General features: G+C 61.2%; 11 protein-coding genes and 1 pseudogene. 3 read left to right on the top strand and 9 right to left on the bottom strand.

Features of this window, described 5'->3' with window-relative positions; genetic code table 11:
• The 7 genes from FS320_RS15405 to FS320_RS15435 all read right to left on the bottom strand — a co-directional run bounded on the left by FS320_RS15405 (window position 1) and on the right by FS320_RS15435 (window position 6,025).
• Window positions 1–921, bottom strand: coding sequence for a DUF1259 domain-containing protein (locus tag FS320_RS15405; protein WP_152712732.1), 921 nt, complete (start codon window positions 919–921; stop codon window positions 1–3).
• A gap of 88 nt (window positions 922–1,009) precedes the next feature.
• Entirely contained in the window at window positions 1,010–1,663 is a 654-nt protein-coding gene (locus FS320_RS15410; protein WP_152712733.1) for a DUF1684 domain-containing protein, read from the bottom strand.
• 17 nt (window positions 1,664–1,680) lie between these two features.
• Window positions 1,681–2,277 (bottom strand): hypothetical protein, encoded by a 597-nt coding sequence (locus FS320_RS15415; protein WP_152712734.1) that lies wholly within the window; start codon window positions 2,275–2,277, stop codon window positions 1,681–1,683.
• Between the two features lie 192 nt (window positions 2,278–2,469).
• On the bottom strand, window positions 2,470–3,429 hold the full coding sequence (locus tag FS320_RS15420) for an ABC transporter ATP-binding protein (protein ID WP_152712735.1): 960 nt from the start codon (window positions 3,427–3,429) through the stop codon (window positions 2,470–2,472).
• The gene (locus FS320_RS15425) at window positions 3,426–4,064 is read right to left on the bottom strand and encodes an ABC transporter permease (protein WP_152712736.1); all 639 of its coding nucleotides are present in this window, start codon (window positions 4,062–4,064) and stop codon (window positions 3,426–3,428) included. Before FS320_RS15425 ends, FS320_RS15420 begins: the two co-directional genes overlap by 4 nt.
• Complete coding sequence (locus FS320_RS15430; protein ID WP_338105367.1) at window positions 4,064–4,693, bottom strand: ABC transporter permease; 630 nt, start codon at window positions 4,691–4,693, stop codon at window positions 4,064–4,066. The genes FS320_RS15425 and FS320_RS15430 overlap by 1 nt, the downstream gene beginning before the upstream one ends.
• Window positions 4,694–5,131: 438 nt before the next feature.
• A complete protein-coding gene (locus FS320_RS15435; protein ID WP_152712737.1) occupies window positions 5,132–6,025 on the bottom strand; it encodes a glycine betaine ABC transporter substrate-binding protein in 894 nt (297 codons plus the stop codon).
• Between the two features lie 500 nt (window positions 6,026–6,525).
• On the opposite strand from FS320_RS15435, the gene FS320_RS15440 reads away from it, so the two are divergent.
• Window positions 6,526–7,032, top strand: coding sequence for a hypothetical protein (locus FS320_RS15440; RefSeq protein ID WP_152712738.1), 507 nt, complete (start codon window positions 6,526–6,528; stop codon window positions 7,030–7,032).
• A 793-nt stretch (window positions 7,033–7,825) separates the two neighbouring features.
• On the opposite strand, the pseudogene FS320_RS50740 reads toward FS320_RS15440, so the two are convergent.
• Window positions 7,826–8,454, bottom strand: a pseudogene (locus FS320_RS50740) (chemotaxis protein CheB).
• Between the two features lie 274 nt (window positions 8,455–8,728).
• Entirely contained in the window at window positions 8,729–9,244 is a 516-nt protein-coding gene (locus tag FS320_RS15450) for a hypothetical protein (protein WP_152712739.1), read from the bottom strand.
• 106 nt (window positions 9,245–9,350) lie between these two features.
• Between FS320_RS15450 and FS320_RS45175 the strand changes: the two genes are divergently transcribed.
• Together FS320_RS45175 and FS320_RS15460 are read left to right on the top strand one after the other, a co-directional pair.
• On the top strand, window positions 9,351–9,491 hold the full coding sequence (locus FS320_RS45175) for a hypothetical protein (protein ID WP_153885308.1): 141 nt from the start codon (window positions 9,351–9,353) through the stop codon (window positions 9,489–9,491).
• A 519-nt stretch (window positions 9,492–10,010) separates the two neighbouring features.
• Entirely contained in the window at window positions 10,011–10,541 is a 531-nt protein-coding gene (locus FS320_RS15460; RefSeq protein ID WP_152712741.1) for a helix-turn-helix domain-containing protein, read from the top strand.
• Window positions 10,542–10,625 lie beyond the last annotated feature (84 nt).

Here is a 10,625-nt window from a genome sequence, read left to right on the forward strand (position 1 = left end):
CTAGTCCTTCGCGGTCTTCACCTGATCGAGAGCGGCCCGCAGTCCCTTGGCGACTTTCGCAGTGTCGTCATTGGCCCAGAAGTGCATGAAGAACAGCCGCGGCTCGTCGTTGAGCATATGGTTGTGCACCGCCGTCACCTCGATCCCGTTCGACTGGAGGGCCTTGATGACCGGGTTCACCTCGTTAGCGGTGAGCACGAAGTCGCCGGTGATCGCCGCCTTGCCGGCCCCGGTCGGCTGGATGTTGATGGCAATGGCCGAGCCCATGGCCTCGGGCACCTCCATGCCGCTGTCCTTGACGGCTTCCGCCCGAGGCACGCTGACCTGGTACACGCCACCATTCACCTTGCCCTTGCGCCCAAGCGTCTGGTCGAGGGTAGCCGTGTCGAGATCGGGTGACTGCCCCGTGGACGCAGTCGTCGACGCCTGTGTGGCCGCTTCGGGTGAGATGCCGGCGGTTTCGGCCCCGAACGGCGTCTTGCTCGCGTTGAGGGCTTCCCGCAGGGCGGTGGCCAGCTTGCTCGGCTCCCCATGGCCGTGGACGTGCATGTACATCGTGGCTGGCGAGGAGCGCAGGAGGTGGTTGTGTAGGGCCGTGATCTCCACCCCGCCCTGCTCCAGGCGGGTCAGCACCGGGTTGATCTCCTCCTGCGTCAGGACGAGGTCGCCCATGACCATGACCTCGTTGCCCATCGGCTTGAACGCAAGCCAGGAGCCGAGGGCCAGGGCCGGCTTGATCGCCACGCCATCGAGCGTGACCTCAAGGTCGGTCCGGGGCAGGCTCACGCGGTACACGCCGCCGGGCATTTCCTTGCCCTGCTTGCCGAGGCCGCTGGCAACTTGCTGCTGCCATTCCTCAGCGCTCAGGGCAGGCGTGCCGACAAGTAGTCCAAGAACTGCAACGGTGGTCAGGATCCGCATCGTGCTCTCCCTGTGTTGCCCCTGCTCTTCCCGCGCACGGGCGGAACATTACGACTGCAATCCGGTGTTACTCCACCGGGGACTCTGGTCAGCCTGGGAGCCGTTCACCGGCACGAACAGGATTGGGCAGCCGGTTCTCGGCCGGCGCCAGCGGGCAGATCCACCGGTCCGCATACGCGCAGGAGGGATTGTACGCGAAATTGAAGTCGAGGATGAGCCGTCCGTCCGGGGCATGGCCGAAATCCGCGCCCTTGATCGTGTCCAGCAGATAGCGCCCGCCGCCAAAGGTCTCATGGCCGCTGCTGGCGTCCCGGAAGGGCAGGAACACCCCGCCGCCATAGCCGCCGATCCAGTAGAGAGTGAGCTCATTGCCGAGGTACGGTGCAAGACCGCGGGTCCGGGCGAAGGGATGAAGGCGCACTTCGCCGTCACTTCCAACCTCCATCGTGATGGTCGCCCGGCTCTGCGGTTCGCCGAGTTCGACAAGAAAGCGGAGCGAGGGATCATAAGGAAAGCAAGCAAGGCCCGTGAATTTGGCCCGCTGCTCAGGAAGGATCGGCGACTGGGAATGGTGACGGAACAATTCATCCCGGATCGAGCGCCATTGCTGCCATCCAGTAAGCGGTTCGGCTCCCCGAACCAGAGCATACAACTCGGCGATGGTGCGCCTCCAACCACACAGTTCGAACTCCCGCAAGGGCGCATGGAGCCTTTCGGGAGATGTGTCGGAGGATGACGACATGGGCCTGGTGGTCCCGATTACATCGGCGGCTTGACGCCGTCCTTCTCCAGGGTAGCACGGGTCGCCACGACAGAACCATCGGGCTTCCTCAGTCCGGAGACGAAGATGGCGGCACCCGGCTTGAAGAGGTTGATATCTCCCGGCACGAACGCCACCACAGGCACATCCGGCGTCACGATGATCTCCGCTTCTTGGCCCTTGTATGTCATGCGCAACACCTGCCCCTGTGGAGCCTCCGCGACCCCGGCGACCACTGCGTTCGTCATCAGGCTGTTGGGCGCGAGATCGGCGGGAAACTGTCCCTGGTTGGCAGTCGGCGGCAGGAAGTGCACCTCGAGCGCCCGCAGCTTGCCGTCGGCCCCGCGGACAGAGGTTGATGCGATGGAGTCGCCGGCCTTGATCTCGGACAGGCTGCGCTTCTCCACGCCGGTGACGGTGAAGTTCGGAGCCATGGTCACAGAGACATCCTGCCCTGCCTGAGACTTGACCAGGAGGGTCTGCCCGTCGAGCCTCTCGACGGTGCCGCGGATGCGGGTGGGCGTGCCCTCGGACGTTTGGGCCAGCACCGGGATTACGGCTAGAGCAAAGAATACTCCCATCAGAGATGATCGCATGGAGGCCCTCCTGGGTTAAGGCGAGGATCGGCATGAAGCTGGCCACCCCCACACGATCGCTCCCCGATGGTCCACGTCAACATCTCAAAAGGCGTGGCACGAAGCCTGCTCGCGTTTGTGAATGTGCGGTCGATGGTAAATCGCCTGCCTTCAGGCCCGCCAGATAGTACTCACTTGATATCAAAAAGGGTTCTAAGCTTGGATTGTGGCAGCGTGCGCTCGAATCGTGGTGAGCGTCAGGACCCCGACCTCCAAGCCTTCGGCATCCACCACGCGCACCACCTCACTGCCGTTCATGAGCAGGAGTGAGAGCCCCTCACGCAGGGAAGCAGACGCCGCGATTATAGGCATATCCGCGGCGAGCGTTCCACCTGTATGGGCTTCGCAAACCTCTCCCGCCGTGATCAGGGCCAAGCGTTTCAGGGCCCGCTCCGTGCCCACGAAGTCTGAGACGAAAGGATCCGCCGGACGGGCCAGTAATTGGTCAGGAGTCCCGAACTGTACGAGCTGGCCATCCCGCATGACGGCAACGAGATCAGCCATATGGATCGCCTCATCGAGATCATGAGTTACCAGGATCACCGTCTTCTTCAGCCGCTGCAGGATAGTAAGAAACTCATTCTGCAGGCGGGCGCGGACGATCGGGTCGACCGATCCAAACGGTTCATCCATCAGCATGACCGGTGGATCGGCCGCAAGCGCTCGGGCAACTCCGACCCGCTGGCGCTGCCCGCCCGACAATTGACGCGGATAACGGTCCATGAACTGACCTGGATCGAGGCCCACGAGGTCCAACATTTCGCCAACGCGACGCTGGATCTGAACAGGAGACCAGCGGAGAAGCTGCGGCACCGTCGCGACATTCTCGGCCACCGTCATATGGGGGAAGAGACCAACCTGCTGGATCACATAACCGATGCGGCGCCGCAGACGAACCGGATCAATCCGTGTGACATCCTCGCCCTCAACGAGAATGCGGCCCGCTGATGGCTCGATGAGCCGGTTGACCATACGGATGGTCGTGGTCTTGCCGCATCCGGAGGGGCCGAGGAGCACGCACGTCGCTCCCGCCGGCACGTGGAGGTCAAGGTGATCGACGGCTGGCGATAACGCCTGCGGAAACCACTTTGACACATCCTGCAAGCTGATCATGCGCCCCCTGCCCGAGCCATACGACGCTCCACGAGCCCAAACCCGATTTCGGTGCTCAACGCCAGCACCGCCACTGCGAGCCCGCCAACGATGAGTTGCGGGATGTCGAGCATCCCCACCCCAGCCGTGATCAGTTCACCCAGTCCGCCACCGCCGATAAATGCGGCGAGCGTTGCCGCGGACACAATCTGCACTGCCGCCGTGCGGATGCCGGCAAAGATCACAGGAAGCGCCAGTGGAATTTGAATTCGGCACATGACCTGCCGATTGGACAGACCCTGACCGCGTGCCGCCTCCACGATGTCGGGGTCGATCCCACGTAAGCCGGTATAGGAGTTGATCAGAATTGCCGGCAGCCCATAGAGGGCTAGAGCCACAAAAGACGGCAGAAAGCCGGTTCCAAGGGAAGGCAGCATGAGGGCAAGGAGCGCGAGGCTCGGGATGGCTCGCAAAACGGTTACCGCCCCGACGGTGGCGCCTGCCGCCTTAGGCCATCGCAGGAGCACGAAAGACAGGGGAAGCGCGATTGTGATCGCTGCCGTCAGAGCCAGGCACGATAACGTGAGGTGTTGCCATATCGCCTGGCCGAAGACTTTCGGGTGCCCGACAAGCCACGTCAGCACGTCACGCAGCATCAGGCCTGCTCCGCAATTGCCGCCCGCAGATGGCGTTCAATGTAACGTAGACCTATATCGACAACGACAGCCAGGAGCGAGGTGAGTATTGCTCCTGCCGTGACCTTCTCTCCGAAATCCTGTGTGATTCCCTGAAAAATGATGTCCCCCAAGCCGCCCGCACTGATGTAGGCGGCAATGGTTGCGACGGAGATCTGAGTGACAGCCGTGATGCGAATTCCGGCCACGATCACTGGTGATGCGAGAGGTAACTCGATGCGGAAAAGGCGACGCCATGGACCATAGCCCATCCCATCCGCCGCTTCGATGATGTCACTTGGGACCTCACGGATTCCGGTCGCAATGTTCCGGATGAGGATGACAAGCGAATATAACACAAGGGCCGTAACAGCTGGCCGTGTTCCAAGGCCCATGAACGGGATCAAGAAAGCGAACAGAGCAAGGGCTGGGATGGTGTAGAAGACCCCAGCGATCACCATGACTGGCCCATAGACGCGCGGCCGCCGCGCCGAATAGACCCCAAGCGGAAAGGCAACAGCCAGAGAGAGCACAAGTGCCATGCCAACCAGAGCCACATGCTCACCGAGAGCCGTGAAGAGGCGGTCGTAGTTGTTGAGGATCCAGGTCACGCAAGGTCGGCGGGGAGGAGCCCGCTGTTCAAGTCGTCAGATTGTGCCTGAAGAGATGTCTGAGCGTCACTAGATCCTTAGCACAGTGATTTTGACGGTTTGACACCGCCAAGCTCGTGCTGCGGACTTCGCATCTGGTACCGAGGCCCCGTCCAATGGGGATCAATCCACTTGCAGATCCCGCACCGCTTCGAAGTGCCGTCACAAGAGACGGCAGGCCAACCGGTCAAAATCACTGTGTCGAGGATCTAGCGGGCGCCTTTTGCGGGAGACGAATGACGCCTGCAGGTCGCCGCACGTGACCGTGTCGCCAACCCTCCGGCCACAGCGGACGACAGCCGGGAAGCATCAAGCTTCGTTGCAACATCAGCGCCTCCCGTATCGAAAAGGGGCATTGTCAGATGGCAAAAAGGGGGCGCACCGCATCAGTATCTCGCGTCAGCGCACAACACCTTTGGACTTCAGGAACTCGGAAGCGACCTGGCGGGGCTCTTTCTTTTCGACCTCGACCTGACGATTCAATTCCTGCATGATCGCGTTATCCAGCAGGTCACCAACACGCTCAAGCGTCTCGCCAATCTTCGGATTGCTGTTCACAGTGTCCAGGCGCACCACGGGTGCGAGATAGTAGGGTGGAAACAGGCCCTTGTCGTCCTCAAGCGCCGTAAACTTTCCGGCGGCGATCTGCCAATCCGTCGCGAAGCCGTTGGCCACATCAATCTGCTTTTGAGTTAATGCCTCGTAGCGCAGGCGCAGTGCAGCGAACTGGCGGAACTCGGCGAACTCAAGCCCATAGACCTCTTTCAGCCCCTTGAGACCGTCGTGGCGATCGGCGAACTCAGGTCCCGCCCCAAGCTTCAGCCTGCTTGACACCTTGGCCAGGTCACTGAGGGTTTTGAGATTCATCTCCCGCGCGGTCTCCGGGCGAACGAGCATGGCGTAGCCGTTGTTGACCCCCGAGGGCTTGAGCCAGGTCAGCTTGAATTCCTTCTCATAGTAATTCTTGACCTTGTCGTAGACTTTGTCAGGGGTCATATCGGCTCCCCCGTCCGCCTTCATCACCGCGTTGAGCCCTGTTCCGGTGTATTCCGGGTAAAGGTCGATAGCACCGGTCCTGACGGCCTCATGCGCGATGAGCGTTGTGCCAAGATTTATCTTGCGCTCAACCTTAAACCCCGTGGCCTCGAGCGCGGCTGCATAGAGCTCAGCCACAATGAACTGTTCTGTGAAGTTCTTGGAGCCAACTTTTATGGTCTGGGCCGATGCCCCGTATGATCCAAGCAGGGTGGCGACAGTAAGGGCTGCCGCACTAAGCATCCGAACAAGTCTCATGACGATTTCCCCTATTCAGGCCCCGAAAGCCTAGAGGAGGAGAGCGTACCTGCCAACCTGGATGTCGTTGACGGCACATTGTCACTTTAGCGAGCGAGATTCTTAAGGCCCGCACGACACCAGCGCATTGCGCCCGCTCTCGATCCTAAAGAAGTGAACCTCGTCGATTCCCGGCCGCCTCTCAGTCGCCGGGATACCAAATCAATCCCTGGTTCGTGTCCTCTCGCAGCGGGCACGCACCAAGACGACGGCGCCTCCCTCCGTAACCAGCTCAATCACCTTCTGCCCCTATTAGCTAACGCCTGAGGAACTGCAGGGATTCCGATGTCAAGGGCCTTGTAGAGAGGCCCGACACAATGACGGTTGCCGGGCCTGGTCTGTGGATAGCGGGGAGGACCAGAGGTGAGTCCGTGTAACGGTTCTTTAGCCACGTCTGCTAAACCGGTGTTAGTCAACCATTCGAAACACTCAAGCTCCTCACCCGCCCCAGGAGCCATCCAATGAGTGTTCGTCTCAGTGCCGTAGCCCTTCTCACCGGGTTAGCTTTTGCTGCTCCTGTCCATGCAGAAGTCGACCTCCTCAATCCTGAGCACTTCGTGGATGCTCATGAGACCGAAACAGCTGCTCTCATCGCCGTGGACCTCGCGATGCTTCAGGGCCCGGCGTCTTTCACGCCTTCCGGGGTCGCTCAGCCTGTGTCTGTGGCTGAAGCCTCAACCGGTAATCTGGTGGAACTCCGCTCAGGGCCAGCCGCTCCCGCCGATCTGGTCAGCGTCACACCTTCTGAGAAGCAGGAAGAGGCATCTCTTGCACCTGAGTTCTTCCTTGGTCACACCCAGGACGAGACCTTTGCATGGATAGCCGCTGATCTTGTGCCCGCTCGGGAATTGACGACTGGCACGATTGCGAACGACAGCACAGGGACAGCGCCTCTCCTCGCGGATCAGCCCATCACCCAGTCTCTCACGGACGACGCACTGCCGTTTGAAGAGTATCTGCTGCCGTAGATCCTTTGAGCTTCAGCCGACTCGGACTTCGGATGTAGAGCAGTGTCCCTGAGAGAGTTATCGAAGCCCAACGAACGACAGGATCGCAAGGACGACAACGATGGCTCCGATAATCCAGATAATGCGGTTCACTGATGCCCTCCTGCGTCCAATCGCAAGCTCCAACGCTCCTACGCTGTGGGCTGTTCCTTGCTTGGGACTTTCTAGGACTGGCCGCAAGGGTTCAGATACTGCTGAAGCCATCGCGCGTTGGTCCTAGATGACGGTGCGGCCCCTCACCGGCTCGTCCACCAGCACCTGAACTCTCCTGCCGTGGCTGGCGGTTCGGGAAGCTAGCTCGACGCCCGCCTGGATGGCTTCGGGCAAGGTGGGCAGCGGGCGAGAATGATCTCGCTGCTGACCACGGCCCACAGGCCGCCGATCGGCTGAATCACGAAGTAGTCGTCTAACGGACCGCCCCCGACAAGACGGGCTGAGGTATCGCAGCAGGGCGTCGGGTCAAGGACTCGAGAATGAGCGGGTAGCCTGCTAATTCTCGCGGGACTAACTGGGTGGGGGACGCTGCCGCTTTGGGTAGCCAGCTTGTCTCAAGTTGGCACGCAAGTCTTGCAACGGAAGGTCCCATTCGGGTCAGGGACAGTTTGAAGCGTGACCTTGTAAAGATCCGCTCACGTCGTCAATTCGGAAATCCAGATCACGTTCGCCTCGTGGCAGGAAGAGCCATTTGAACTTGCTCCGTCCTTCCCGCTGAACCCGAGAGCCAACCAGGTGGCCAAATTCACAGAAGGTCCCTTTAGGGAACGAGAGAAGATCGCTGGCCGACAGCCTCGGCGATGGTGGCCGCGATCTCAGGCGCCGACCCGATCAGGTCGATGGGACCGTTGAAGCCAATGGCGTTCTCCGGCATTCCAAGGACAGGCCAGGGTTTAGGTGTGAGAACCATCGTGCGTCCGCCGGCCCGGTCGATCGCCTCCAATCCGCGAGAGCCGTCGTCCAAGGCCCCGAGAGTACAACGCCAATCGCCCGCTCCTGCGCTTCCAGCGCCACCGAACGGAAGAGAAGGTCGATCTTGCGGTTGCGGTACTGATCACCGGGATCGTCAACCAAGCCATCCAGGCTGTTGGCCATCACGGTGAGATGATGATCCGGCTCGCCAATGTAGCAGGTGCTCGCCTTGAGGAACTCGCCCTGCCCGGCAATGAGGACCGGGAGCTTGCTGCCCCGAGCAAGGATTTCGCGCAGGTGACTGATCTGATGGATGGGACGGTGCAACACGATCAGAACGACAGCGTTGAGGCCAGCGGGCAAGTGGCCAAGGAGCGCCTGGATGTCCCGCAGGCCCTCCCCGCCCGACGCCCCGATGGCGACGAACCAACCTGGCTCCTGCTCTCTTTGCCTATCGTCCATGGCGTACTGTACCATGGGCCAAGAAAATCAGCCGGAGTCAGCGCAAAATTTGCTGATCTTGTTCTATCCCCGCGTTCAGGCACGGCTTCCTGCAACAGGTTGAAGTCTCGCTCGGTGATCATGGTGGCTCCTCGTGCTTTCCAGGGTACCGGGTCCCGAGGTACGACTGGCAGGGGCCAGGATGTTCGTGCGGCTGCGTCCCAAATGCGCCAAGCCACCCGCTAAGTCTCATGCAAGGGAGCCCGACATTCAGCATGTCCTCACCTTGGATGGGTTTTGCCCTGGGCCGCTATTGACCAATCTGGAATGTGTCAAGCTTCGGCGGAGTTCCGTCAGTTACGAAGGATCCTTCGTAAACACCGGCCTGGGTATGGGCCACACACTCGACCATCGAGCCCCTCCGGGTCACATCGCCAAAGCGGCAGAAGCCGAGCGCAGCCTCCGCCGCGGCATAGTCCGCTTGGCCGATGTTCGATGTATCGGCCAAGAACACCCGCTCGATGGACTGAACCGCGTTGCCGGAGCCTTGCTCAATCCGGCGGGCGCTCTCGCCTGCAAAGGACAGGATGCTGTTCCCGGTCATGAACCAGTACCCGCTCACGCCCGTGCTGTAGTTCATGTTCACCAAGATGGTCTTGCAGCCCTCGACCGGGTGCCCGGCATGGGTCAGCTTCGTGCATTCACCGGAGATGGTGACCATCTGGGCAATCTTGCCCGCTCTGGGCTTCGTCTTCGGCTTTGTCTGAGCGGCATCCACGCCGAGAGTGACCGCAAGGAACAGCGCAACGGCAAGAGACAGCAGCATCGCCTGCCTCCATCGCCCCAGTCTCACTATAGGCGCACCGGCCCTGTGCTGTCGATTTGACGGATCGGGTGGTATCTTGGCTCGCACCTCGAGAGAACGGTGACGAATGGACGAGAGTTTCTCACCGGTCATCTTCCTCTATGGCATGGCTCTCGTCCTTACTGTCAGCAAGGCCTGTACGCTGTTCATCTGGCGAGCCCTGCCCAAACCGAGGCCACCCTTGCGCCAGACGATGATCGAGGCCTGACGCCGCCGAAGGACCAATAAGCCGATCCTGGAGGCCAGCCCTGATCGACAAAGATATCCCTCCGACCCGCACCGCACTGGGCCGCCCTCTGAAGCCCCGGTCACGACCGACAGGCATGATCCTTCTGCGACGATGAACGGAGCATCCGGGCTGCCTGATAGATCCAGCCGCTTGGCCCGGACCGCGCCGGCCGCGAATTCAATCGACAGCTCATCAAAGGGTGGGCACAATTGAGACCTTCGACTTCATCGAAGGTGTGCGATGCTCGATGTTCCCGGGCGCGATCTTTCGTCCAAGGAGCCGCCTCCGTCCCGACGAGCTGTGAGCCAATCTCCTGGGCTCACCACAACGACGCAGGTCCTCGCGGGCGTTGCCCTGCTCGGTGCGCTCAAGGTGGGCCTGCTCACCTCCCTTTTGGCTGGCTTGCTGGTCCATGAACTGGTTCATACCTTAGTGGTGCATCCGGCAGGTAGAGGGGTATAATGGCAGTCCCTTCTGATTTGCTGGCGGAGGTGACCCATGGCACTGGTCTGCTTACGGGACTTGACCCCTGCGGAATGTGCAGCGGTCCAAAAGTTGGCCCACTCCCGCACCGCTCGGGCCTACCGCGTCCAGCGTGCGCAAATCATCTGGCGCGCCCGTTGCGGCGAGAGTGCATCGGCCATTGCAGCCCGGGTCGGCCTTGATGGCGAGACCGTGCGCAAGCGCATCCGCCGCTTCAACGCGGAAGGCTTGGAAGCCCTCAAGGATCGGCCCCGTTCGGGCCGCCGGCCGACGTATTCGCCCGAGCAAACCGCCACCGTGATCGCGAGTGCGCTGAGCAAGCCGCAGACACTCGGGTTGCCCTTTGCCGCCTGGACGCTCGACCGATTAGCGGCCTACCTGCACGAGCACAAAGGGATTGCGATGCAGCGCAGCCGCATCGACGAGATCCTGCTCCACGAAGGCCTGCGCTGGCGCAAGCACGAGACCTGGTTCGGTGAGCGGGTTGATCCGGCGTTCGCCGAAAAAAGATCTCATGGGCCAGTGACCGCCGGATTGGTGAGGTAAGGCGGTCACCTCACCCCGGAGGCCGCTCATGCTCTACTCGCCCTCAGCAGACGCTTCATTCTCGCACAGCACCCACACGATCTA

It is taken from the genome of Microvirga tunisiensis (assembly GCF_009296175.1).
GTDB lineage: Bacteria > Pseudomonadota > Alphaproteobacteria > Rhizobiales > Beijerinckiaceae > Microvirga > Microvirga tunisiensis.

Coding starts and splice junctions, on each gene's coding strand:
- FS320_RS15440 (WP_152712738.1), top strand. CDS start 6,526: ATGAGTGTTCGTCTCAGTGCCGTAGCCCTTCTCACCGGGTTAGCTTTT.
- FS320_RS15405 (WP_152712732.1), bottom strand. CDS start 921: ATGCGGATCCTGACCACCGTTGCAGTTCTTGGACTACTTGTCGGCACG.
- FS320_RS15460 (WP_152712741.1), top strand. CDS start 10,011: ATGGCACTGGTCTGCTTACGGGACTTGACCCCTGCGGAATGTGCAGCG.
- FS320_RS15435 (WP_152712737.1), bottom strand. CDS start 6,025: ATGAGACTTGTTCGGATGCTTAGTGCGGCAGCCCTTACTGTCGCCACC.
- FS320_RS15450 (WP_152712739.1), bottom strand. CDS start 9,244: ATGCTGCTGTCTCTTGCCGTTGCGCTGTTCCTTGCGGTCACTCTCGGC.
- FS320_RS15420 (WP_152712735.1), bottom strand. CDS start 3,429: ATGATCAGCTTGCAGGATGTGTCAAAGTGGTTTCCGCAGGCGTTATCG.
- FS320_RS45175 (WP_153885308.1), top strand. CDS start 9,351: ATGGACGAGAGTTTCTCACCGGTCATCTTCCTCTATGGCATGGCTCTC.
- FS320_RS15415 (WP_152712734.1), bottom strand. CDS start 2,277: ATGCGATCATCTCTGATGGGAGTATTCTTTGCTCTAGCCGTAATCCCG.
- FS320_RS15410 (WP_152712733.1), bottom strand. CDS start 1,663: ATGTCGTCATCCTCCGACACATCTCCCGAAAGGCTCCATGCGCCCTTG.
- FS320_RS15425 (WP_152712736.1), bottom strand. CDS start 4,064: ATGCTGCGTGACGTGCTGACGTGGCTTGTCGGGCACCCGAAAGTCTTC.